Below are 24991 nucleotides of genomic sequence, written 5' to 3'. Positions count from 1 at the left end.
GGCCTTAATTTGGTTAATTATAATAATTATAAATAGTATCCACTCTATTCATAAATTAAACCCAAAGGAGATTAAACAATATGTCATTAATCGGAACAGAAGTACTACCATTCAAAGCAAGCGCATTTCAAGATGGGAAATTTATCGATGTTACAGAAGAAAACTTCAAAGGTAAATGGAGTGTAGTTTGCTTTTACCCAGCTGACTTCACATTCGTATGCCCAACTGAACTAGAAGATTTGCAGAACCAATATGAAACCCTCAAACAACTAGGTGTTGAAGTATATTCCGTTTCTACTGACACACACTTTACACATAAAGCATGGCATGAAAGCTCCGCAGCAATTGGCAAGGTGAAATACATTATGATCGGCGATCCTTCCCATGTGGTTTCCCGCAACTTTGATGTATTGATCGAAGCTGACGGTCTTGCTGATCGTGGTACATTCATCATTGATCCAGACGGTGTTATTCAAACTGTTGAGATTAATGCTGGTGGTATCGGCCGTGATGCTAGCGCTCTTGTTAACAAAATTAAAGCAGCGCAATATGTACGCAATCATCCAGGTGAAGTTTGCCCAGCGAAATGGTCGGAAGGTGCAGAAACTCTTAAACCAAGTCTCGATCTTGTAGGTAAGATTTAAGGAGCGAAAGCTAAATGAAACTAGATCAAGAAATAAAAGCTCAACTAGCGCAATACCTTGAACTCTTGGAAGGCGATGTAGTACTGAAACTCAGTGCAGGCGCTGACGAGGCATCACAAGAGATGACCGAACTAGTTGATGAAATTGCCAAAATGTCACCTAGGATTACGGTGGAAAGAACCGAACTGTCTAGAACCCCAAGCTTTAGTGTAAATCGTGTGGGTGAAGATACGGGCGTAACCTTTGCCGGAACTCCGCTTGGACACGAATTTACTTCATTAGTATTGGCTCTGTTGCAGGTTAGCGGAAGAGCTCCTAAGGTTGAGCAAAGTGTAATTGATCAGATCAAAGGCATTAGTGGTGAATATAAGTTTGAAACTTATGTTAGCCTGAGCTGTCATAATTGCCCTGATGTTGTACAAGCACTGAATCTTATGAGTATCTTTAATCCGGGCATTACCCATACGATGATTGACGGTGGAGTATTCAAAGAAGAGGTAGAAAGCAAAGAAATTATGTCTGTTCCAAGCGTCTACCTTAATGGTGAATTTTTCGAAAGTGGTCGTATGACGGTTGAAGAAATTTTAGCTAAAATGGGCAGCAGTGTGGACGCATCTGAGTTTGACAATAAAGCTCCATATGATGTGCTTGTTGTCGGCAGCGGCCCAGCTGGTGCAAGTGCAGCCATTTATGCGGCACGTAAAGGTATTCGTACAGGTATTGTTGCTGAACGCTTTGGCGGACAGGTTAACGACACGCTTGGTATCGAGAACTTTATTAGTGTGAAGTACACTGAAGGTCCTCAACTCGTAGCTAAACTTGAAGAGCAAGTAAAAGAGTATGGCATTGATGTGATGAAATTGCAGCGTGTCAGACGTCTAGACAAAAATGACTTAATTGAAGTTGAACTCGAGAACGGTGCTGTTCTAAAGAGTAAGACGGTCATTCTGTCTACAGGTGCTCGTTGGCGGAATATGGGCGTGCCTGGTGAAGCTGAATTCAAGAACAAAGGTGTAGCCTACTGCCCACACTGTGATGGTCCTTTGTTTGCAGGCAAAGATGTTGCAGTTGTTGGCGGCGGTAACTCAGGTATTGAGGCAGCTATTGACCTTGCAGGTATAGTGAAGCATGTAACGGTTCTGGAATTTGCTCCAGAGCTCAAAGCTGATGCTGTACTGCAAGATCGTCTCTATAGCCTTCCTAACGTTACTGTTCTTAAAAACGTGCAAACTAAAGAGATTACCGGAACTGATAAGGTAAATGGTATTTCTTATGTTGATCGTGCGACAGAAGAGACTCACCATGTTGAATTGCAGGGTGTATTTGTACAGATCGGTCTGGTTCCAAATACAGAATGGCTAGGTGACACAGTTGAACGTACTCGCGTAGGTGAGATTGTTGTAGATAGCCATGGTGCTACTAGCTTACCAGGAGTATTTGCTGCTGGTGACTGCACTAATAGTGCTTATAAACAAATCATTATCTCGATGGGATCCGGTGCAACTGCAGCGCTAGGAGCATTTGATTATCTGATCCGTAACTAATCGATATTATTAGTAACAGCAAGAGAACGAAAGCCCTCACTTTTCACAAAGTGGGGGCTTTTTTTATCTTTTGTGAGAGAGAAATGGGTGTTTGTAAACTTTTTTGGAGGATTTTATGAAGATTTTCGCGAATACATATCTAAAATATGAATTAAGCAAAATTAAGGATTTAGATTAAATGCATGTCTGCAAGGCATAATCTGGTTAGACTTGGTGCGCTATAAATAACGTTTTGCTGGAATGGAGACTATATTTCTGTGATTAACAACATTGAATCTTTAGACAAATTTATCTCACTTATACCAATTATAAAATTATCTATCCCCGCTGATTTATCAATAGCGATATGTGATTTGGAACGGTTCGTTGCTTATTTTCCTGGCGACACCATAAATTTAAACATTAACGAAGGACAACCTTTACACAAAGAAGAACCACTTTACTTAGCGATACAAGAGAATCGTACCTTGAAGTCCGATGTTCCAGCCCACTTTTATGGATTTGAGTTTACAGGTACAGCAACACCTCTTCACGATCAAACGGGACAAGTCATTGGCGGGATTGCAGTTCAGATTCGAAGACAAAGTGAATTAAAAGCCATTGTAGAACAAATCTCGGAATCATTATCCCAAGCCAATGAGCAAATTAATAAGATTTCCTATGGCGTAAGTTCGCTTTCGGATCACTCTCAGGAACTACTCATTCAATCTCAGCAGGCTGGAAAAGATGTGGAGAATACAACAGAAGTCCTATCCATTATAAACAGGGTTGCTGATCAAACGAATTTACTTGGGCTGAATGCTGCAATAGAAGCAGCGCATGCAGGTGAGAAAGGTAGAAGTTTTGAAGTCGTAGCCAAGGAAATCCGGAAATTTTCAAGGGAAACCGTCGCCTCGACGCAAAACATAAATAAAACCATGTTACAGATTAAGGGAATTACGAATCAAATGGCTAATTCGATAGAGAAGATAGCAGCTATCGGCCAAGAACAGGCGGCATCTGTTCAGCATACTTCTACATTTATTGAGGAAATAAAAATAATGTCCCAAAAACTTAATGAGTTTGCTAATAAATTATAAAAAGAGATTCAGTAGCAGTATTTTTGTCGCAATAAAAGAAAATTTTAAACGTATATTTAAAATCATGAATGGTATAGTAAGATAGTAATGAGTAATCAACATAGGAGGAATAAATTATGTCAACGCCGCACAATGCAGCACAAAATGGTGAAATCGCCAAAACAGTATTAATGCCAGGAGATCCTTTGAGAGCGAAGTATATTGCAGAAACCTATTTGGAGAACCCAACCCAATTTAATACGGTACGTAATATGTTTGGATATACAGGAACTTATAAAGGCAAAGAGGTTTCGGTAATGGGTTCGGGAATGGGAATGCCAAGTATCGGTATTTATTCTTATGAACTATACAAAAACTATGGTGTGGAAAACATCATTCGTATCGGTAGTGCTGGAGCATACACTGATAAATTGAATTTATTTGACGTGGTGTTGGCGGATAGCGCGTGGAGTGAATCTACATATGCCTATGTGCAAAGCGGTGTAGAAGGAGATATCCAGCTGCCAAGTAAAGAATTGAACGAAGTCATTGAAGCAGCGGCTACAAGTATTAACAAGCCAGTTCTGACGGCGAGAATTCATTCCAGCGATGTATTCTATCATGAAGACAATGTGCCTGGAGTTAATGAATTTTACAATGAACATGGCTGTGTTTGTGTAGAAATGGAGAGTTATGCGTTGTTCCATAATGCGAAAGTGTTAGGTAAACAAGCTGCATGTATTCTTACCATTTCCGATTCGTTAGTTACTCATGCTGTAACCACGGCAGAAGAAAGACAAAATTCTTTCAACGGCATGATGGAAGTAGCTTTAGAAGCAGCGATTTCTATTTAATAAAAAAGATTAATCAGCTTAAAAAGTTCTACGAGAAAAAGCTTGAAAGCCTATTAAATTCAGGATTAAGTCCTGATATTTAATAGGTTTTTTTCTCATTTGTAAGGTTGTGGAAATGGATAGGTGAAGCGTGTAAATTATTGTTGTTTTTAATCAAAATTTAATGTTAAATTCGTAATAATTCTCTCGGATTATACCGATATAAAAATCAAACCAAATGGCTACAAATCTTAGAAAAGACATCTAATCTCCATATGGTGGAAGTATTTATATTTTGGTGTAATGCCAAAGGGGGAAAATTGTGATTAAGCGGAGTGGCAATCTTTTATTAGCAATAAGTTTAGTATTCTCTATCGTCAGTTCTCTGTTTATGCCTGCAGTAATTTATGCAGCACCCAGCAATAGCAATATCATAGATCAAAGCTCCACATCAGCTGGAAATTTGAGCAGTGTTGCTTTTGGTAACAATGTTTTTATAGCGGTGGGCCAAGGAGGGATATCTACATCATCAAATGGCGTAGATTGGTCTATCTCAAAAAAGGCGGGGAACCCCAAACTAACTTCTATTGTGTTCGCTAATGGGCTGTTCTTAGCTATTGATGGTAGCGAAAAGGCAGTATACAATTCACTCGATGGTGAAAATTGGACAAAAAAAACGTTAGCTATCACACCGGAAAGGTTGAAAGCGGTCAATGAAAAGTTTTTTGTATGGCAGTCAGTATATAAACCTGGCACCAATCCACCTTCTTATGATGTAACTCTACTACAATCCTCGGATGGCATTAACTGGACAGACACAGGAATCACTTCTACCAATGCAATATTCGGAATGCAAAGCTTAACGGATATTGCTTATGGCAACAACAAATATGTGGTCTCTGCTAACAATGCTGTCTATTATACCTCAACGAATCTGATCAATTGGACAACGGTCACCTTAACCGATCTTGTGATCAACCACTATAACTCTAGTTGGCCTTATGTTACGAATGTAATCTATTTAAATAATCGTTTCTTTAGTTATATCGTGACTCCTTATGCTAAAAAAGTATTCACCTCTACAGACGGTGCTAATTGGACCGTTGATGCCTCATGGGATAACAAGCAATTTTATGGGGGAGGTTCTTTAAATGGGAGCTATTTGTTGTTTGGGCAGGGTGTAATTTATAAATCTTCTGCGGCTCCGCTGGACAGCACCCAGTGGACATCTTCGGATACCCATACAACAATGATGATGAACAATATGGTTTACGGAAATGGAAAATATGTTGCTTCAGGGGGCAACGGCTTACTGGTTTCTTCTGACCTATCGGCGTGGAGTAATGTCAGCGGTAATCTGAAAAGTATTGCTAAGGATGGTAATGGCAATTATGTTGCCGTCTCATCCGGGGAATATGGCTCTATTTACAAATCTAATAGCTCCGCAGTATGGAACGATGTCACACCCTCCAAGCTGCCGGGAATGAATGCGGTCACTTATGGAGCAGGGAAGTTTATTGCGGTTACAGATAAAGAAAACTACAATCTTAACGCCAAAGTGGTGACCTCGACCAACGGTGATACTTGGACTATGACAGATACCGGAGTGCAGGACAATCTGACTGGCGTTGCTTTTGGCACAAATCAGTACGTTGCTGTTTCCGATTATGGCGGAATTTATTCTTCAGTTAACGGAACCTCATGGACAGAGAGATTTAAAAATGGGGATTTTGCATTTAATACAGTAGCTTACTTGAATAATCAATTTGTAGCTCTTGGGATGAAATACAATAGTACTACTTATGAGCAAGAGAGCGTTGTTATCGCAAAATCATCAGATGGAATACAGTGGAATGTGCCCTTAGAGATTGGGTTCCCCAATACTTCTTTAAAGGGAATTGCCTATGATGGTAGAGCTTATATTCTGGTTGGAGAAGATACACTTAGCCAGCAGGCAGTAATTCTAACCACAGAAGATTTGGTAACTTTTACGAAGGTTACAATGTCAGCTAGCGCACTAAATAATATCAGCTTTGGTAATGGAAGTTTTCTGGCTGTTGGATTGAAGGGGGAGTTATTCTCTTCGGCAGACGGATCCACGTGGACTCAGGAAACATCTGATCTTACCTCTAATCTTAATGGCATTATTTACGATGGTACTAACTTTAAGGTCGTGGGGGATTATTTCACTAAAATGACCCTGAACCTAGGACCTACTCTTGCATATAGCATCACCGCCTCAGCGGCGACGTTGACACCTGTCGTAGGTGTGGATAATGGGATTACGCTGACCGTGAAAAATTCGCTGGGCGATACGGATACAACGTTCACCGGAACGAAAGAAGTGACGGTAACGGGTTATGGTGTTGCGCCGGACGGAACGTACGGAAGCTTAGGAAGCACCGCTTTAGCGGCTTCACCGAGCAAGATCAACGTTAATTTCGTTGAGGGTGTAGCACAGGTGAACCTGAAGCTGAATAAAGCGGGAGCACAGGCTGTTGTGTTCAGCCAAGCAGGCGTAACCTCGCCAGCAGCAACAGGGCTGAACATTACACCTGTCGCAGGTAGCACAGCGACAATGAAGCTGACCACAGGCGTAAGTGCTCCGCAAGCCAATGGCGGCAGCTTCGCGCAGCAGCCAGTAATTACTTTGCTGGATCAGTTTGGGAATGTAAACCTTGGCGACAACAGTACGGTTGTTACTGTGTCGAAGAAGGACACTGGAAGCTGGACGTTGACGGGGAATACGACATTGACGGCAGTAGCGGGTGTCATTTCCTTTACGGATCTGGGAGCTACGAATGCAGCTGGAATCACCGGAGCGCAACTGGCATTTGATGCGACAGGACTTCCACAGATCACTAGTGTAGCGTTGAATCTTCCACAGCCACAGGGAGCACAAAGCATCACCGCCTCAGCAGCGACCTTGACGCCTGTCGTAGGTGTAGATAATGGCATTACGCTGACTGTGAAGAACTCGCTGGGCAATATGGATACAACGTTTACCGGAACAAAAGAAGTGACGGTAGCGGGTTATGATGTTGCGCCGGACGGAACGTACGGAAGCTTAGGAATCACCGCTTTGGCAGCTTCAGCGAGCAAGATCAACGTTGATTTCGTTGCGGGTGTAGCACAGGTGAACCTTAAGCTGAATAAAGCGGGAGCTCAGGCTGTTGTGTTTAGCCAAGCAGGCGTAACCTCGCCAGCGGCAACAGCGCTGAACATTGCACCTGTCGCAGGTAGCACAGCGATAATGAAGCTGACCACGGGCGTAAGTGCCCCGCAAGCCAATGGCGGTAGCTTCGCGCAGCAGCCAGTGATAACGCTGCTGGATCAGTTTGGGAATGTAAACATTGGCGACAACAGTACGATTGTTACTGTTTCGAAGAAGGATGCAGGAAGCTGGATGTTGACGGGGAATACGACGTTGACGGCAGTAGCGGGTGTCATTTCCTTTACGGATCTGGGAGCTACGAATGCAGCTGGAATCACCGGAGCCCAACTGGCATTTGATGCGACAGGACTTCCACAGATCACTAGTGTAGCGTTGAATCTTCCAGAGCCACAGGGAGCGCAAAGCATCACCGCCTCAGCGGCGACGTTGACACCTGTCGTAGGTGTAGATAATGGCATTACGCTGACCGTGAAAAATTCGCTGGGCGATACGGATGCAACGTTCACCGGAACGAAAGAAGTGACGGTAGCGGGTTATGATGTTGCGCCGGACGGAACGTACGGAAGCTTAGGAAGTACCGCTTTGGCAGCTTCACCGAGCAAGATCAACGTTGATTTCGTTGCGGGTGTAGCACAGGTGGATCTGAAGCTGAACAAAGCTGGCGCGCAAGCGGTTGTGTTCAGCCAAGCAGGCGTAGCCACGCCAGCAGCAACAGCGCTGAACATTACACCTGTCGCAGGTAGCACAGCGACAATGAAGCTGACCACAGGCGTAAGTGCGCCGCAAGCCAATGGCGGTAGCTTCGCGCAGCAGCCAGTGATAACGCTGCTGGATCAGTTTGGGAATGTAAACCTTGGCGACAACAGTACGGTTGTTACTGTGTCGAAGAAGGACACAGGAAGCTGGACGTTGACGGGGAATACGACGTTGACGGCAGTAGCAGGTGTCATTTCCTTTACGGATCTAGGAGCTACGAATGCAGCTGGAATCACCGGAGCGCAACTGGCATTTGATGCGACAGGACTTCCACAGATCACTAGTGTAGCGTTGAATCTTCCAGAGCCACAGGGAGCGCAAAGCATCACTGCCTCAGCGGCGACGTTAACGCCTGTCGTAGGTGTAGATAATGGCATTACGCTGACTGTGAAGAACTCGCTGGGCAATACGGATACAACGTTTACCGGAACAAAAGAAGTGACGGTAACGGGTTATGATGTTGCGCCGGACGGAACGTACGGAAGCTTAGGAAGTACCGCTTTGGCAGCTTCACCGAGCAAGATCAACGTTGATTTCGTTGAGGGTGTAGCTCAGGTGAACCTGAAGCTGAATAAAGCGGGAGCACAGGCTGTTGTGTTCAGCCAAGCAGGCGTAGCCACGCCAGCGGCAACAGCGCTGAACATTACACCTGTCGCAGGCAGCACGGCGACAATGAAGCTGACTACGGGCGTAAGTGCGCCGCAGGCTAACGGCGGCAGCTTCGCGCAGCAGCCAGTAATTACTTTGCTGGATCAGTTTGGGAATGTAAACCTTGGCGACAACAGTACGGTTGTTACTGTGTCGAAGAAGGACACAGGAAGCTGGACGTTGACGGGGAATACGACGTTGACAGCAGTAGCGGGCCTCATTTCCTTTACGGATCTGGGAGCTACGAATGCAGCTGGAGTTACCGGAGCGCAACTGGCATTTGATGCGACAGGACTTACAGAGATCACTAGTGCAGTTATTGACCTTACCTGGCCTGAACTTGCTGCGCCAAGTATTGAGTCTGTAACAGCAGGAAACGGACATATTCGTATTACTTGGAGTCCCGTATATGGTACCGATAGTTACGCTGTATATCAGTCTACAGCTTCAGGTGTTTATGGAGCTGAGGTAGCTACTATAAGTGGCTCTGAGAACAGTTACGATGCTGTAGGATTAATTAATGGAACTGCTTATTATTTTATTGTTAAAGCTGTTAATCCTGATGGTATCAGTGCGGCTTCCAATGAAGTAACTAGAACGCCTCAGGTTCCAGCGCCGGGCGCGCCAATACTTCATTCACCTGTGGCAAGTAATGGCCTCATCGGCTTAACATGGGATCCGGTGAAGGGTGCGATTGGATACACTATATATCAAGGTATCACTTCTGGAATCTATGAGACCCAAGTGGCTACAGTAAGCGAATCTGTCTACAACTATGATGTGACAGGGTTAACTAATGGCCAATCTTATTATTTCGTAGTTAAGGCATCTAATCCGGGCGGGGAGAGTGCAGCTTCTAACGAAGTCAGCACGAAACCAAGAACATCACCATCTGCACCTACGGACTTAATAGCGGTAGCGGGAGATGGCGAGGCGACTGTGACATTTGCAGTTCCTGATTCGAACGGGGGAACTCCAATTACGAATTATGAGGTTACTGCTTCTCCGGGTAATATCGTAACGGTTGGGGCAACAAGTCCAATAACGGTAACAGGTCTAGCGAATGGAACCACTTATTCGTTTACAGTTAAAGCGATTAATAGCGCTGGTAGTAGTGTAGCTTCTGAAGTTTCGAACTCCGTGACACCGAAGTCATCAACGGAGGTTGAGGTTACACCTACACCGCCAACACCAACGCCAACGCCAACGCCAACAGAATCACCGACATCAACACCGACTGCACCACCTTCAACAACTGCACCAACTGCAACAGCAGGATCCACTGCTACAGCTACAGCTACACCATCTAGCAGCATGGTTGAGGTATTGGTGAACGGTAAGGTTGAAAATGCCGGAACAGCAACGATATCTGAGCATAACGGGCAGACGGTTACCACGATTGTTGTAGATCAGGCAAAAATAGAGCAACGTATCGAAAAGGAAGACCAGAATGCAATTATAACTATCCCTGTGACTGCGACTTCAGATGTGATTATTGGCGAGCTTAATGGCCAAATCATCAAAGATATGGAGCAGAAGCAGGCGCTGCTAATCATTCGTACTCCAAAAGGTACTTATACAATATCAGCAGCACAGATTGATATCAGTGCAATTTCAAAACAGTTTGGCACAGACATTGCTCTACAAGATGTGAAGGTGCAAATTTCAATTTCTGTTCCGACTGCGGATGCACTGAAAAGAATAGAAATGTTGGCAGCCAATGAAAAGCTAACGTTGGTAGCTCAGCCATTAGATTTCACGGTGAAGGTTACTTACGCTGGGAAAACTGTTGAACTCACTAAGTTTAATACCTATGTGGAAAGAACTATTCCTCTAGCGGATGGTGTAGACCTTAAGAAGATCACGACTGGGCTAGTGCTTGAAGCGGGGGGGACATTCCGCCATGTACCCACACAGATTGTTGCCATTGATGGCAAACACTTTGCGAAAATACACAGTTTAACGAACAGTACGTATTTTGTAGTTCAAGATCCACAGAACTTCAAGGATGTCGCCACCCACTGGGCTAAGGACATTGTCAATGAGATGGCTTCCCGTAAGGTTATTAATGGAGTCGGCGACGATTTGTTTAACCCTAATCTGGAGATTACACGTGCAGAATTTGCGGCGATTATCGTACGTGGATTGGGATTGAAGTTGGAAAGCGGGACAACATCCTTTGCGGATGTAAAGGTCTCAGATTGGTATAATGATGCGGTGCAGACAGCTTACTCCTATAAGCTAATCAACGGTTTTGAAGATGGAGCGTTCCATCCAACAGACAAGATTACTCGGGAACAGGCGATGAGTATTATTGCTAAAGCTATGGTGATTACCGATCTGAAGACAAAACTTCCGGCCAAAGAAGCAAGCGAGCTGCTGAGCATTTACACGGATGCGAATGAAGCATCAGACTGGGCGAAGAGTGGCATCGCAGACAGCCTGCAAGCAGGAATCATCACGGGCAGAAGCGGAAATGTACTTGCCCCACAAGCCTTCATTACGAGAGCAGAAGTTGCGGCTATCATCCAAAGATTGCTGCAACAATCAGATTTGATTTAATACACGGTTCTGATTCGAGAGGATCCTTCATGCAGGAAGAGCTGCGGAGGGTCCTCTTTATTTTATTAGGTCAGAGACAATCATTTGTTGCTTTTTTATTGACAAGAAGAAGAATCCAGTTAATAATAACATATGAACACATGCTCATATGTTATTATTAACTGGAGCTTTTGAATGTAACTGCGCAGGGCTACGAATACTATCTAGCTGAAGGTAATAGGAGGTTAAGCATGATGAACAAGAAGAACAAACGCAATCATCAGGTCGAGAATGTACACGGGCAACAGTCCAATCACGATCACAGTAACCACGACCACGCTCATGAAGGACACAGTCACTCCCATGGTTCTCACGGGCATCAACATTTTGATCCTAGTGGAAATAAAAAAGGGCTTTTGATTGCGTTGATCATTACGGTTGGAATTATGTTTTTGGAGTTTTTTGGTGGGTTGATTACTAACAGCTTAGCCCTGTTATCGGACAGTGGGCATATGCTAAACGATGCAAGCTCTCTAGCATTAAGCCTAGTAGCGGTCTGGTTTGCAACTAAACCTGCTTCTCCGAACAAAACGTATGGTTTTCATCGATTTGAAATTTTGGCGGCACTCTTAAACGGAGTTACTTTATTTGTAGTTGCTGGATTTATCATTGTAGAAGCTTATGGGCGGTTTTTTGAGCCGCCGACAGTTGCCAGCGGATCTATGATGCTGATCGCAAGTATTGGTCTTTTAGCCAATGTGGCTAGTGCATGGTCGCTTATGAGAAAAGGGGATGTGAAAAATAACATTAATCTCCGTAGTGCTTATCTCCATGTGCTTGGTGATGCTTTAGGTTCAGTAGGGGCAATTATTGCCGGTTTAATCATGATGATTTTTGGCTGGTATGTTGCTGATCCAATCATAAGCGTACTGGTTGCTCTATTGATTCTTAGAGGGGCATGGGGAATTATCAAACATACCGTTCACGTCCTTATGGAAGGCACCCCGATTACAATTAATCCAGCTGAAGTAAAGGAAATCCTCGAAAGCATTGAGGGGGTTAAAAATGTCCATGACCTGCATATCTGGACCATAACTTCGGGATTAGATTCACTCAGCTGTCATATCTTAATTGAAGAGGAAGCAGATGACCAACGCATTTTGCAGCAAGCGATTCGGTTAATTGCCGATCATTTCAAAATTCAACATACAACCATTCAGGTTGAAACTTCAGCTATAGTTCATGAAGAATTGAAAATCTAATCAATGATTTATTTTTTGAATAGAATAGGGGGGCTATAGTATAATAAAAATACGAGGAAAGGGGTGATCGGTGCATGGATAATCTGACTCACGAGCATGAATCATGCAGTACGGATGAGCGGAAAAGTCATCACTCAGATAAAACTAAAAAGAATTTGATTAGCCGGCTCAATAGAATTGAAGGTCAAGTTAGAGGGCTAAAAGGGTTAATTGAAAAAGACACCTATTGTGATGATGTGTTGCATCAAATCTCCTCGGTCCAATCTGCATTGAACGGCGTGGGCAAGCTTTTGCTGGAGCATCATATGAAAAGTTGTGTAGTGGAACGTATCCAGGAAGGTGAGAACGAGGTACTGGATGAACTATTAGTTACCATCAATAAATTAATTAGATAATTGATCAATCGGAAGGATTCCCCGGAATCCTTTTTTATTTGCTCAAATTGGGTATATATAGAGTAGGGGACTATCCTAATTAATGAATTGAGAGGAGAATGTGTTATGGCACATCAAAACTACAAAGAGTGTATCGATGAGTGTTTAAAATGTATGATAGCTTGCAATCACTGTTACTCAGCTTGTTTGGATGAGGATCATGTGGGGATGATGAAGGAGTGCATTCGCCTGGATCGTGAATGTGCAGATATATGCGAGTTTGCAGCTCATGCCATGTCGATGAACAGTAAATATGCAAAAGAGATTTGTTTAGCTTGTGCAGAAGCTTGTGAAGCCTGCGGCAACGAATGCCAAAAGCATGATCATGAACATTGCCAGCAATGTGCAGAAGCTTGCTTAGCTTGTGCAAAAGTTTGCCGTGAAATGGCGGCGTAATTTAAAGCTTGAAACTGAAAGGGCTGCTGCGGCAGCCCTTTATTCATGAATAGGAAGCCAAATCTAAGGGCAACTAGTGAGGTTTTGTAAAATTATTAAGCAATATAGGTAAATATAGTGTTAAAATTTATTGAAATAATACCTTTATAATCAAGAGATATAGATGCCATAGGGGATGGCTGAGAAAAATAAACAGTTATGAGAGGGATGTTAACGACGGTATGATCAATCTTAGTCCAGAACGACTCCAGCAAGTTAGCTATATAGGGATTACTGAGGCTGATTTAGAATTATTAAAAAGCAAGGAGAAAGAATTTAACTTAATCGTTAGCTCATTGGTTGAGGAGCTGTATAAACAGATGACGATGGAGCCAGAGCTGCTCCACATCATTGAGCAGCACAGTACACTGGATCGATTGAAAGAAACACAGCAGTGGTATTTTTTATCTATGGCCGCTGGTGTGATCGATGAAGCATTTATTGAAAGACGTTTGCTTATCGGGAAAACCCATTCCCGTATTGGATTAACAACGAATTGGTATTTGGGGACGTACATATTATATCTGGATTTGGCTACTGCTTATTTTGAACGGATATTACCAAACGAATGGAAGCCTGTTATTCATGCCTTAACCAAGATGTTTAATCTCGATTCACAGCTCGTTCTTGAAGCCTATGAAGTGGATGAAAAAGCAAAAATAGAAAACTTGCTGGAGAAGCAAAATCACCTGCTTACAGGAGTGAGTTCAGCCGTTCAGGAGCTGGTATCTTTGATGGTTCAATTAAAGGATAGCAGTGAATCGATAGAAAGTTTAGCTAGTAAAAATGCTGATTATCAAGAGAAAACGCATCAAACGGTATTATATTTGGACAAAGAGGTGGAGTCTATTCATCAAGTGGGTACGATGATTAGAGAAGTGGCTGATCATACGCATCTTTTAGGCCTGAATGCGGCTATTGAAGCAGCCAGAGCTGGGGAGTTTGGAAGAGGTTTTGAAGTTGTGGCTAATGAAGTTCGTAAGCTAGCCCGTCGCTCAAAGGATTCACTGGTAACCATTGACCAGAAACTCGACAATATCAATGCCACCCTTTCCAAGGTGAAAAAAGAATCGGAACATAACTCCATGTATTCCAAGGATCAGGTCAAAAGCTCTCAAGAGCTGGCTTCCTTCGTGAACTTAATTGAAAAAGTGACTGCTGAGTTAGAGAACTTGAAATGAAGCTGCTACGGATTGAAACACTCCTTCAGAAAATTCTGAGGAGTGTTTTTTGATTGAAGAAGTTATTAGCGGTATAGCTTAAACATCAGTTTTGGAGACACCGTTTAAGCTGGGCACATAATCAGCAGCCTTATCGATGTTCACCATCTGAGCGGCTTCATTGAAATTGTTGTTATTCTCCGCATTGTTTTTCTTACTTGGTTGATGTTTTCCTGGAGCTTCTTTGGGATTGGCACTATTTTTGGGCATGACATTCACCTCCATATTCTTCACCTAGTATGAGAAGGTAGTTTGAATTTTATGCCAGCAGTTGACAAGTGTATCATTAAAAGATATAGTTCATTTAATGATATATCTTTTAATGATACATATGAGGAGGTGATTAAGTGTCAAGAACGGACTCATTGGAAATGGGAGAGCTCACAGACACTGCATTTTATATTCTCTTGTCTTTAGTCGAAGCCAAACACGGATATCTGATTATGAAATCAATCGAAACGATGACGAACAATCAATTTTCAATTGGGCCTGCTTCCATGTATACAACCATTAAGAAGCTGTTAGCGGCTGAATTTATTGAGCTGTATAAAGAAGAAGAGGACGACAAACGAAAAACGTATATTGCAACGGAAAAAGGAATTGGATTGCTAAGAAAAGAAGTAGAGCGCCGAAAAGAAATGATTAGACATGCAGAACAAATTCTCAAATAAAAGGTGGGGAATAGGCATGAAGAATACAAAATATGTGACCAGCGGGGGCTTAGCTTTTACTGAAAAAGGAGATATGCAGAAATTGAGTAAGTATGCCAAAAGGGGCTGGCTCCTGGAGAGCTTTGCACCTTTGGGTTATAAGTTAAGAAAGGGAGATCCCCAGAATCTTGAGTACAGTGTAGATTATCACACAAATGTCGATGAGGAGTATTATTTGATTTTTGAAGATGCCGGATGGACTTATGTCTGTTCTGCCGGAAATGGGTTTCATATCTTTCGGGCAGCTGCAGGTACGGCGCCTATCTACTCGGACACAGGGACCCTCATTGACAAATATGAACGTGAAAAGAAAACGATGGGCAAAGTAGCCTTGCCATTGCTTATAGCTTTGATTGCTTTTATCTTCCTAGCGATCTTGGGCGTTAATGGATGGTTACCTGAGATCGTGAGGAATATCAGCCTGGTGTTAGTAGTGGTCACACTTTGTATGTTGGTCTTTCCGGGTCTTCCATACATTGCGTATCGATTCAAATTGAATAAATTACGAGAATAGCGAATGGATTTTTATCTAAAGGATGTTTGCACAGCCATGAATGAAGTTGGTTGTGGAACCATCCTTTTTTTAGTTGAGGAGTGAGAACAAATCTAAGTCTCAGGTATATAGTACTAATGATCTATTAATGGAATTGCTTATATATTAATTCCATATTCTGTATTACAATGATAGTGAATACGAATTAGCTTGCTGTTTTCTTTCAAATTTATTACCACAATTGAAGAGGAGGCAATGAATGATGAAGAAGGATGCAAAGCTTAGGTTGAGTTGGAAAAGCCTTATTGTCGTATGCTTGGTAATTAGTATTCTTCCTGCCGGTTCCGCGTTTGCAGCAGTGAACAACCCTTTTCCGCAACACACCACCTACACGAGTGGATCTATCAAGCCAAACAATGTAACCCAGACCAGTATGGATAATTCAGTGAAGACCAAATGGGATGCGTGGAAAACGGCCTATCTCAAACCAGCTGGCACTGGCAAATATTACGTTAAGTATAATTCTGATGGAGAAACGGTATCTGAAGCACATGGTTACGGGATGTTGTTCACAGTTTTGATGGCTGGTTATGACAGCAATGCTCAGAATTATTTTGACGGCTTATATAATTATTACAAGGCTCACCCAAGTGCAATTAACCCTTATTTGATGTCCTGGAAGCAAAACAGCAGCTTTCAAAATATTGAAGGCGAGGACTCTGCTACAGATGGAGATATGGATATAGCGTTCTCATTGCTGCTTGCGGACAAGCAGTGGGGAAGTAGTGGTACGATCAATTATTTACAAGCTGCAAAAGATATCATTAATGCGATTATGGACAATGAGATTAACCAGACACAGTGGACGATCCGTCTAGGTGACTGGGCGAATAGCGGCTCGTATAATACGGCAACTAGACCTTCTGATTTCATGCTAAATCATTTAAAAGCATTCCAACAGGCTACAGGAGATACCCGCTGGACGAATGTTATCGATAAAACGTACACGATTATAAATAGCCTTTATACGGGTTATAGCTCTAGCACTGGGCTCTTGCCTGATTTCGTAGTTTACTCTGGGGGTGTGTATAAACCTGCTGCGGCGAATTTCCTTGAGGATGCCAATGACGGGAATTACAATTACAATTCTTGTCGTACCCCATGGCGGATCGCAACAGATTATTTGATTACTGGAGACAGCAGGGCGCTTACGCAGCTCAATAAGATGAATAGCTGGATTAAGACTAAAGTAAGCAGTACACCTGGTAGTATAAAAGATGGGTACAAGCTAAACGGAACCGTATTTGGAAGTTACAATAGCGGTGCCTTCTATGCTCCATTTGGAGTCAGTGCGATGACCTCATCAACTTACCAAAGCTGGTTGAATTCTCTCTGGAGCCACACAGCAAGCAGTGCTGCAGAAGATTACTATGAAGACAGCATCAAGCTGTTTTCGATGATCGTTATGTCTGGTAACTGGTGGACCTATTAAGAGAACGTATAGTTAGAAAAAGGCTGTCCCCAAAACGTTCATACCCAAAACCATAAAAGTCAAACAGAACAGCGATTCTCCTAATATTGGAGAATCGCTGTTTTGCATTTTTGGTCAACTACTGTTTGTTTCAGTAGATTAGGGGCAAAAGTAAAGCCACCTGATCTCTAATGTTACGGTGGAGCATCCTTTATTTGATAACCAATTGAATCAAGGGGCGTACCTATTGATGCTCCAAAGGATGCAATAAGTGAAGCACTTATACAGCAATTGGGGAATTTCTCCCTAAAATTCAGAGATTTCTGTTCATCAGACTTATAATTAGGGAAAACTTCCCTGAATTTTGGCCGATTCAGTAACTAATAAAGAAATCCCCCTGATTATTAGGGAGGAATTCCCTGATTCCGTCCTTTTAGAGCCAAAATCGGCTATTTTCAGGGAGTATTTCCCTAATTAGTTTACACTTACGCTGCACATCGCACATCGCACATCGCACATCGCACATCGCACATCGCACATCGCACATCGCACATCGCACATCGCACATCGCACATCGCACATCGCGCATCGCTCACCATTTCACTATTTTTAGGACAACCTTACTGAAGACTTTGCGGCATACAGATATGCAGTACCGCAAAAGAATTGTGGTTTTAACGAACGTTGTTTTCGGTGAAACGTCCTGCCTGGTTATATACAATTGGATTAAATAGGAAGATATAGTTCCTTATATCTAAAAAGGGTAGGTGATAATATTGCTCTCAGACAAGAAACAATCTCTTCTATTTATTATTTTCGTATGGGCAATGGCGTTAGGGATGTTGCTGCTTCCGGAATCGGCGCAAGGTCTGTATGGATTTACTCCTTTTTTCACAGTATGTATCATGATGTTTCTGATTGTGAGAGATGGATACAGTGCTGAGGGATGGAGAAGGTTGGGCTTCAAATTTAGGGGAGGCAAAGAATACATATTGGCTTTAGTTATTCCCTTAGGTTCACTGGGAGCGGGATATGCTGTCTATTGGATGGGATGGAACTCAAGCTTAATTTCTCCAGATTCATGGATCAAGACTGCTATATATTTGCTCGTTTACATTGTTCTTGGTTCATTATCTGCTTTGGGGGAAGAGATCGGTTGGAGGGGTTGGCTGCTCCCGCGTTTTCAATGGATGGGAAGAGTAAGTTCTAGTGTAACAATGGGCTTAATCTGGGCTATATGGCATTATCCGGCGATTCTTGGGCCGCGTGCTTATCATTCCTCTGGAAGCCGCTGGCTCGTGGTGGTGCTCTTTACCTTATCTGTTATGTTTGCGGGCATCATTATAAATGAACTGCGTCTGACCTCCGGTAGTATTTGGCCGGCAGTGCTTTTACACGGAACTAATAATGCTGTAGATAGTGTTTTGCACAATATTACTGTCAGTTCTTCACCTATGTTGGAGTATGTAGCCGGGGAGAGTGGTTGGGTTCCAGTGATTTTATATGGCTGCGCAGCGATATGGATTCTGGATCGAAACCACAGAGTGAAGCAGCAAAAAGCCAGGATAGAGCTATAATTCAATGCGGATATTTAGAGGAGAAGGAATATCATGCATAAAAGTATATAATTTCCTTTGTGATTCATATAAAATGGTAGGGGAATACCAAATAAGAATAGAGATATGTATAATTTTGTTCGTTCGGGGGATTTGAAATGACAGTAAAACTCCGCCAGTTATTCATATCAGGGTTACTTTGCCTTTTTGTTTTTCTTATTATTCATTTTGTGTGGGTCATTCACTCTAACATCTTGCTTGGCGTTGGTCTGGAGCAGAATGAAGAAGGGCAATATTATATTGCTGAGGCAGACGTTTCAAGCGAAGGGTATAAACAGAATCTAAGGGAAGGGGATATCTTATTACGGGTTAATGGGAAGCCGATTGATAAAGTGGATGAAGCTGTGAGATATGGAAGCTTAACTCAGGTTCAATCCGTTGACCTTCTTCGTAACTCCAAAGGGGGGGCTCCACTTGCTTTGCATTATGATATTGAGAATAAGTCCTCCATCTATCATACGTTTACCCAGCTTGTAGTCCCTGGAGCGACATTTGTTTTTTTGGCAGTGTTAAGCCTTCTATTATACCGCAGGAAAAGCGGGGATCGCTCAGCAGAGCTGCTGATTTTATTCTTTTTATTAGTCGGAATAACTTACTTTGCGGGATATGCCTCAAGTAGATCTGATCTTATAGGTAGAATCGCGATGGGTAGCGTGTTGCCTTTAATTCCACTGGTTTTTATTCACTTTCTCCAAGTATATCTGAAACGATTTGATGTATTAGTTCTATCTACTACTGTAATCAAAATATACTATGGCCTGGTCATTTTACTAAGCCTATTTTCCACCTCCAGTCTAATGGTTTACTCCTGGGATAGATCCTTGTATTCCTTTGTAAGGTTAATTATTATTGGGTTCTTTGTTTTTGGGATTTTTTACAGCATATTTAAGCTGCTATATTTATACATTACTTATCGAAGCACAGCGCTTAAATCGATGTTTAAAATTATGCTTACCGGACAAATCCTTGCGTTTACACCGTTTGTTCTCTTCTCAGCTGCACCCATTGCTGTTGGGGTCAACCTGATTCCTTACGAAATTACTACGATCTTTTTGTTTTTGATGCCAGTTACTTATTTTTATCTGCTGACGGCTAGGCAACTATTTGATATTGATTTCGCTTTTAATCGGTTTAAATATTATTTATTAATTGCTTTTTTTCCGGCGCTAATGATTGTAGCCGTACTTGCGATCATTCAGAGCAGGCAAGAGTATGATTGGATCAAATGGATTCAGATGTTTTTGGTTGTATATTTATCTATTACAATCTTTTTATTCTTTAAGGAGAAAATAGATTATTATTTCCGGCCTAAACTGTTCCGTGAGCTTTATCATTATCAAGGTAGTCTGGAGCGATTCTCGAAGCAAATCTCCAAGGTTATGATGCGGTCTGATTTTGAGGCTGCAATTTACAAGGAAATCAATGAGATTTTACCGGTTAGTCGGTCTGCTTTTTTTGAGAGAGATGAGGATATGAGTAACCTCGAACAAATAGTCGACAATTCGGGCCAAGAGATCAACATAGAATTTGTATCGAAATCTCCAGTTTTTAAGGTAGGAGAAGTAGTTCAACTCAAACAGGGGATCTTACTCGTAATCGGACGTCACCAAAAAAAATTTCATCTCCTCTGGATTGATCATAAGAAGAACCATACAAAGCTTAATTCGGATGAGCTTAACTGGTTAAATACCCTCGCAAATTATGCGAGTATTGTCTATGAGAATTTATATCTTATTGAAGGCTTGATTGAAGACCTTGAAGCAGAGATGAAAAAAGAGCTACATGCAGCACCATGGGTTCTACGCCTGATCTTTAACTTATCAGAGAAAGAACGCAGAAAGCTGGCGGCGGATTTACATGATTCTGCTCTTCAGGATCAGCTCATTTGGCTTCGCAGGCTGGAAACACTGATCTCCGATCATGATATTGAGGCGGATATTTTGCCAGAGCTGCTTCAGATTAAAGAGGGACTTCTGGATGTGATATATCAGATTAGGGAGACCTGCAATGAACTGCGTCCACCGCTGCTAAGAGAGACCGGAATTGTGAAGGCACTGGAACTATTGTTTGAGTATGCCCAGCTGCAGTCCAACTACATTATCACTTTTACATCCAGTCCGATTGGTGAGCTAAGTGATGACCTGGTGATTGCGTTGTATCGAATAGTACAGGAGCTCCTGCGGAATGCCGGGAAACATGCCAAGGCGAATCAGATTGAAATTGAGCTGGACCAGCAAGAGCATCTCTATTTTCGATATAAGGATGATGGGATTGGCATGAATATAGTTGATATCAGGGAATCTTTTCAGCATATGGGCCTGTCTGGAATCAAAGAACGTGTTGCTAGCTTAGAGGGGGAGTGCACTTTTACCTCGGAGAAAGGGAAGGGACTGGAGGTTATTATTTATTTACCGACAATGGCTTTTGTAGAAGAAAAGCACAGAGGAGGCGATGACGATGATACGTATCTTGTTGGTTGATGATCATCCTTCAGTCGGAGAAGGAACCAAAACTATGATTGAGCAGGACGCGGATATGGAGGTTACTTTTGTTTTGTCAGCGATGGAAGCTTTGGATAGGCTGGAGCAACAAGAATTTGATGTGATCTTATGCGACCTCAACATGCCTACGATCAGCGGACTTGAATTCGCCAAAAGAGCCGTTCAACGTGATCCTGAATCTAAAGTGGTGATTTATACCGGATATGAGATCAGTGCTCATTATAATCTTTTGATGGAGTCAGGGGTCATAGGATTTATCTCTAAAACAGCTTCCCGAGAACAGTTGTTAAATACCATTCGTTGTGCACTAAGGAATGAGGCGGTCATTCCGGTGTCTTTACTTAAACAGCTACGAAGAAATGATATCAAGATTTCTAATCACCGGGATAATCGGCTGCTTGAAGAAGTGTCCATTAATCAAAGAGAACAGGAAATACTCCAAGAAGTAGCTAGTGGAAAAAGCAATAAAGACATAGCCAGCAAGCTTTTAATGTCACAAAGGACTGTAGAGTATAACCTGACGAGAATCTTTGAGAAGCTTAGTGTACATTCCAGATCCGAAGCTATAGTGGAAGGGAAGCGACTAGGTCTTGTTAGGATGGAGACTTTCTAAGTTGAAGCCCATACAACCCAATACATAGTTTTGTTAGTTTTATTCATGGTGTTAAGCACCTCACTTTTGCATCTTGATCGTCATTACCTGTAATTCATAATTCTGAACCATTCAGGTATTTAGAGTATTATTCTGAAGAAATCAAGGAGGAACATCCATATGATTGACATGAACCAAATATTTTTGATTACAGATATCCCAGGTTACTCCCCGCAAATCAGCCGACTTTTATCCATGATGAACTATGCAAGATATACAACATTAGAAGCCGTTAAGGGTCTAACTGTGGAACAACTGGATTATTTATTGGATGCTCAGAGTAACTCTATTGGAGCGTTATTATTGCACTACGCTGCTGTAGAATATGCATATCAAGTGGCAACGTTTGAGCAAAGAGATTTGTCTGAAGAAGAGCTAACGAGATGGGGGCCAGCATTAAATTTAGGAGACGAAGGACGAGCCAATATTAAGGGGAATGACCTGAGCTATTATTTAGATCGCCTAAATGAAGTTAGACAAAAGACTTATGAATTATTCGCAACCGTCGATGATAATTGGTTATATACTGAAGAGGAATTCTGGCATAACAAACCTGCGAACTACTATTTTATGTGGTTTCACGTTTTTGAGGATGAAATCAATCATAGAGGCCAGATTAGGCTGATCCGAAAAAGAGCACTAGCTTAAGAAAGGAGGCGCGCGAATGGAGTACATAGAGAAAAATATAAAGCCTTTATTTAAGAAATATCCGCTGCTCTCGAAATTTGTATTAACAGTGGTGATTATAGACATCGTTTATTACGCCGGAAAACAAGTTGGAGGATTAGCTTATTACCTCATGCACTAATTTCTTTTGAAAATAAGCCGAATAGAAAAGGCGAGTTCCACTCATTTTGAGTGTGAATTCGCCTTTTTATATTGCTTAACCTAAATATCTGCTGTAGCTCTGACTCTTCCATGTGGCTATCCAGTTCATTATCAGTTCACACAAATTTGTTAGGGTATGAAACATCAAAAGAGATATAGAGCATGACCAGGAGAGGAAGAGAAACAAATGAAAATATTAGAAGTTAAACATGTAAAGAAATCATATACTTTGTACGGTAAAGAAAAGGTGCCAGTACTCCATGATGTGAATCTAAGCTTTGAGACAGGTGAATTCGTCTCTATTCTAGGTGAGTCTGGCTGCGGAAAGTCCACACTGATGAACATCATTGGGGGAATGGACTCCGATTATGAGGGCGAGGTCCTTGTCCGCGGAAAGAATTTAAGCACGATGACCGAAAAGGAAATGGATGATTATCGCAAGAACAATATTGGCTTCGTTTTTCAAAATTTCAATCTGATCCCACATCTGTCAGTTTTGGAGAATGTTACAGTGGCGATGCAGATGACGGATACCAGTGAGAAGGACCGTAATAAACGTGCTATAGATATTTTGACTGAGGTAGGCTTGAAAGAGCACCTGAAAAAACGTCCCAATCAGCTGTCCGGTGGACAGAAGCAAAGAGTGTCCATCGCCCGCGCGCTAGCGAATAATCCTGATATTATTTTGGCAGATGAACCTACAGGGGCCTTGGACAAGGATACCGGCGATCAAATTTTAGCCTTATTGGACAGCATAGCCAAAAGAGGGATATTGGTCATTACCGTGACCCACTCACAGAAAGTAGCCGACTCTGGTACCCGTATCGTAAAGGTGGAAGAAGGACGGATTAAAGATGATATTCAGTTAAAGGACCGCTCTTTGATTAGTTACGATGGAGGAGAGGGGTCATCCCGGAATCTCAGTTTATTTGCATCTTTTAAAATGGCTCTGCAGAACATGAAACTCAACGCCAAACGTAATGTATTGGTAGCTTTGGGTGGGTCTATTGGTATTTTAAGCGTACTGTTGATGCTTTCCTTAGGGAATGGAATTACGAACTATATGAATGACGAAATTAATTCAAGTATGGATCCTTTACTCGTGGATATAACTAAACCCAGTGAAGAAGCTAAAGGCATGCAAGGTCCAGAGGCAATGATGTTGCCCGGCGAAACGTTTACGGCTGCCGATATTGAAACCATCCGAAATATTCCAAATGTTGATTATGTAGAAACCATCACTTCCATTTCGGGCAAATCTACTATGGTTTATGCAGATCAGACGGTTAGTCTTACACAATTAACAACCTTAACGGATGCTTTTGCTAAAGAGACGATTACCGCAGGAGCTTTTCCAGAGGGCAAAGAGATATTATTACCCGTGAAAACGGCAAGTAAATTAAGCGGAAATGACAGTCCAGAGTCTTTAGTAGGGAAATCGATTTATCTATATATTAATGAAATGGATGCTAAGCATAAACCGATCACATTGGAACAAGAAGTCACTATCTCTGGTATTTATGAAAGCACTGATCCAAGAGCGCAAATGCAACCCACGGGTTATCTTCCAGCGCAGACTCTGGAGCAAATGTATGTTGACAAGGGGATTACAATAGGTCCAATTCAAGTTAATGCTTTTGCAACCGATATGAAATATGTGAATGATATTAATGCAGCCGCTGTTGATGCTGGATTCTCAGGTTCTCAATCGGCAAAAATCATGGAGCGAATCACAACTTATGTGAATATGGCTACTATAGTTCTCTCTGGTATTGCCGGGATTTCACTTCTCGTATCAGGGATCATGATATTGGTTGTGCTATATATCAGTGTAGTGGAACGGACTAAGGAAATTGGGATTCTTCGGGCAATTGGCGCAAGGAAAAAAGATATCAAACGTATATTCTTTTCTGAATCAGCTTTATTAGGTGTATTCAGCGGTATCTTTGCGGTACTCTTTGCCATTGTCATTAGTTATGTGTTAAATATTCTCTTGGACAATGCTTTTGGAGTGAAACTTATTAATCTATCCGGTTATTATGTGTTATTTGGGATCGTTGTGAGTACCCTGATTAGTATTATCGCCGGTTTGATGCCATCCTCTAAGGCTGCCAAACTGGATCCAATGGAATCTCTACGATATGAATAAATAGGTTAGCGGAGAGGAAAA

The 24991-nt window shown here is 42.2% G+C and carries 19 protein-coding genes; 18 read left to right on the top strand and 1 reads right to left on the bottom strand.

Annotated elements, in window-relative coordinates; translation table 11 throughout:
* Positions 1-80: 80 nt before the first annotated feature.
* The 9 genes from ahpC (at position 81) to MHB37_RS28090 (ending at position 14511) form a co-directional block, all read left to right on the top strand.
* On the top strand, positions 81-644 hold the full coding sequence (gene ahpC, locus MHB37_RS28130; RefSeq protein WP_036681373.1) for an alkyl hydroperoxide reductase subunit C: 564 nt from the start codon (positions 81-83) through the stop codon (positions 642-644).
* A 14-nt stretch (positions 645-658) separates the two neighbouring features.
* Positions 659-2188, top strand: a complete 1530-nt coding sequence (gene ahpF, locus MHB37_RS28125) for an alkyl hydroperoxide reductase subunit F (protein ID WP_076277814.1) — start codon at positions 659-661, stop codon at positions 2186-2188.
* Positions 2189-2445: 257 nt separating this feature from the next.
* Positions 2446-3267: a methyl-accepting chemotaxis protein gene (locus MHB37_RS28120; protein WP_405168743.1), complete on the top strand. Its 822-nt coding sequence runs from the start codon at positions 2446-2448 to the stop codon at positions 3265-3267.
* A gap of 116 nt (positions 3268-3383) precedes the next feature.
* A complete protein-coding gene (gene deoD, locus MHB37_RS28115; RefSeq protein WP_280753568.1) occupies positions 3384-4100 on the top strand; it encodes a purine-nucleoside phosphorylase in 717 nt (238 codons plus the stop codon).
* Positions 4101-4401: 301 nt separating this feature from the next.
* Positions 4402-11220, top strand: coding sequence for an S-layer homology domain-containing protein (locus MHB37_RS28110; RefSeq protein WP_405168742.1), 6819 nt, complete (start codon positions 4402-4404; stop codon positions 11218-11220).
* Between the two features lie 233 nt (positions 11221-11453).
* Positions 11454-12461: a cation diffusion facilitator family transporter gene (locus tag MHB37_RS28105; RefSeq protein ID WP_076280278.1), complete on the top strand. Its 1008-nt coding sequence runs from the start codon at positions 11454-11456 to the stop codon at positions 12459-12461.
* Between the two features lie 74 nt (positions 12462-12535).
* A complete protein-coding gene (locus MHB37_RS28100) occupies positions 12536-12856 on the top strand; it encodes a metal-sensitive transcriptional regulator (RefSeq protein ID WP_076128794.1) in 321 nt (106 codons plus the stop codon).
* A gap of 105 nt (positions 12857-12961) precedes the next feature.
* The gene (locus tag MHB37_RS28095) at positions 12962-13291 is read left to right on the top strand and encodes a four-helix bundle copper-binding protein (RefSeq protein ID WP_076193614.1); all 330 of its coding nucleotides are present in this window, start codon (positions 12962-12964) and stop codon (positions 13289-13291) included.
* Positions 13292-13512: 221 nt separating this feature from the next.
* Entirely contained in the window at positions 13513-14511 is a 999-nt protein-coding gene (locus tag MHB37_RS28090) for a protoglobin domain-containing protein (RefSeq protein ID WP_405168741.1), read from the top strand.
* A gap of 78 nt (positions 14512-14589) precedes the next feature.
* Here the strand turns inward: MHB37_RS28090 and MHB37_RS28085 are convergent, their stop codons facing one another.
* Positions 14590-14760 carry a hypothetical protein gene (locus MHB37_RS28085; RefSeq protein WP_155288200.1) on the bottom strand — a complete coding sequence of 57 codons (171 nt, stop codon included), beginning with the start codon at positions 14758-14760 and terminating at the stop codon, positions 14590-14592.
* A gap of 137 nt (positions 14761-14897) precedes the next feature.
* Here MHB37_RS28085 and MHB37_RS28080 point away from each other — a divergent pair, with 137 nt between their 5' ends.
* The 9 genes from MHB37_RS28080 (at position 14898) to MHB37_RS28040 (ending at position 24970) form a co-directional block, all read left to right on the top strand.
* Positions 14898-15221: a PadR family transcriptional regulator gene (locus MHB37_RS28080; RefSeq protein WP_036681391.1), complete on the top strand. Its 324-nt coding sequence runs from the start codon at positions 14898-14900 to the stop codon at positions 15219-15221.
* Between the two features lie 16 nt (positions 15222-15237).
* Positions 15238-15774 (top strand): DUF2812 domain-containing protein, encoded by a 537-nt coding sequence (locus MHB37_RS28075; protein WP_076193619.1) that lies wholly within the window; start codon positions 15238-15240, stop codon positions 15772-15774.
* A gap of 241 nt (positions 15775-16015) precedes the next feature.
* Complete coding sequence (locus tag MHB37_RS28070) at positions 16016-17245, top strand: glycosyl hydrolase family 8 (RefSeq protein WP_405169627.1); 1230 nt, start codon at positions 16016-16018, stop codon at positions 17243-17245.
* A 755-nt stretch (positions 17246-18000) separates the two neighbouring features.
* The gene (locus MHB37_RS28065) at positions 18001-18801 is read left to right on the top strand and encodes a CPBP family intramembrane glutamic endopeptidase (protein ID WP_076303116.1); all 801 of its coding nucleotides are present in this window, start codon (positions 18001-18003) and stop codon (positions 18799-18801) included.
* 137 nt (positions 18802-18938) lie between these two features.
* The gene (locus MHB37_RS28060; protein ID WP_405168740.1) at positions 18939-21320 is read left to right on the top strand and encodes an ATP-binding protein; all 2382 of its coding nucleotides are present in this window, start codon (positions 18939-18941) and stop codon (positions 21318-21320) included.
* On the top strand, positions 21298-21954 hold the full coding sequence (locus MHB37_RS28055; RefSeq protein WP_248549609.1) for a response regulator transcription factor: 657 nt from the start codon (positions 21298-21300) through the stop codon (positions 21952-21954). The genes MHB37_RS28060 and MHB37_RS28055 overlap by 23 nt, the downstream gene beginning before the upstream one ends.
* Positions 21955-22122: 168 nt before the next feature.
* Entirely contained in the window at positions 22123-22641 is a 519-nt protein-coding gene (locus MHB37_RS28050) for a DinB family protein (protein WP_076128815.1), read from the top strand.
* A gap of 16 nt (positions 22642-22657) precedes the next feature.
* Positions 22658-22801 carry a hypothetical protein gene (locus MHB37_RS28045; RefSeq protein ID WP_162636847.1) on the top strand — a complete coding sequence of 48 codons (144 nt, stop codon included), beginning with the start codon at positions 22658-22660 and terminating at the stop codon, positions 22799-22801.
* A gap of 207 nt (positions 22802-23008) precedes the next feature.
* Complete coding sequence (locus MHB37_RS28040) at positions 23009-24970, top strand: ATP-binding cassette domain-containing protein (RefSeq protein WP_076128781.1); 1962 nt, start codon at positions 23009-23011, stop codon at positions 24968-24970.
* Positions 24971-24991 lie beyond the last annotated feature (21 nt).

Origin of the sequence: Paenibacillus sp. FSL H3-0286 (assembly GCF_045040705.1) — a bacterium.
GTDB lineage: Bacteria > Bacillota > Bacilli > Paenibacillales > Paenibacillaceae > Paenibacillus_AQ > Paenibacillus_AQ odorifer.
Note: the sequence above shows the minus strand (reverse complement) of the source record. Positions and strands in the feature narration are given on the sequence as shown.

Bases quoted from the DNA above. Each gene is read 5' to 3' on its own strand.
- MHB37_RS28075 (WP_076193619.1), top strand. From the start codon at position 15,238: ATGAAGAATACAAAATATGTGACCAGCGGGGGCTTAGCTTTTACTGAA.
- MHB37_RS28100 (WP_076128794.1), top strand. From the start codon at position 12,536: ATGGATAATCTGACTCACGAGCATGAATCATGCAGTACGGATGAGCGG.
- MHB37_RS28070 (WP_405169627.1), top strand. From the start codon at position 16,016: ATGAAGAAGGATGCAAAGCTTAGGTTGAGTTGGAAAAGCCTTATTGTC.
- MHB37_RS28055 (WP_248549609.1), top strand. From the start codon at position 21,298: ATGATACGTATCTTGTTGGTTGATGATCATCCTTCAGTCGGAGAAGGA.
- MHB37_RS28085 (WP_155288200.1), bottom strand. From the start codon at position 14,760: ATGCCCAAAAATAGTGCCAATCCCAAAGAAGCTCCAGGAAAACATCAA.
- deoD (WP_280753568.1), top strand. From the start codon at position 3,384: ATGTCAACGCCGCACAATGCAGCACAAAATGGTGAAATCGCCAAAACA.
- MHB37_RS28045 (WP_162636847.1), top strand. From the start codon at position 22,658: ATGGAGTACATAGAGAAAAATATAAAGCCTTTATTTAAGAAATATCCG.
- MHB37_RS28095 (WP_076193614.1), top strand. From the start codon at position 12,962: ATGGCACATCAAAACTACAAAGAGTGTATCGATGAGTGTTTAAAATGT.
- ahpC (WP_036681373.1), top strand. From the start codon at position 81: ATGTCATTAATCGGAACAGAAGTACTACCATTCAAAGCAAGCGCATTT.
- ahpF (WP_076277814.1), top strand. From the start codon at position 659: ATGAAACTAGATCAAGAAATAAAAGCTCAACTAGCGCAATACCTTGAA.
- MHB37_RS28060 (WP_405168740.1), top strand. From the start codon at position 18,939: ATGACAGTAAAACTCCGCCAGTTATTCATATCAGGGTTACTTTGCCTT.
- MHB37_RS28105 (WP_076280278.1), top strand. From the start codon at position 11,454: ATGAACAAGAAGAACAAACGCAATCATCAGGTCGAGAATGTACACGGG.
- MHB37_RS28050 (WP_076128815.1), top strand. From the start codon at position 22,123: ATGAACCAAATATTTTTGATTACAGATATCCCAGGTTACTCCCCGCAA.
- MHB37_RS28090 (WP_405168741.1), top strand. From the start codon at position 13,513: ATGATCAATCTTAGTCCAGAACGACTCCAGCAAGTTAGCTATATAGGG.
- MHB37_RS28040 (WP_076128781.1), top strand. From the start codon at position 23,009: ATGAAAATATTAGAAGTTAAACATGTAAAGAAATCATATACTTTGTAC.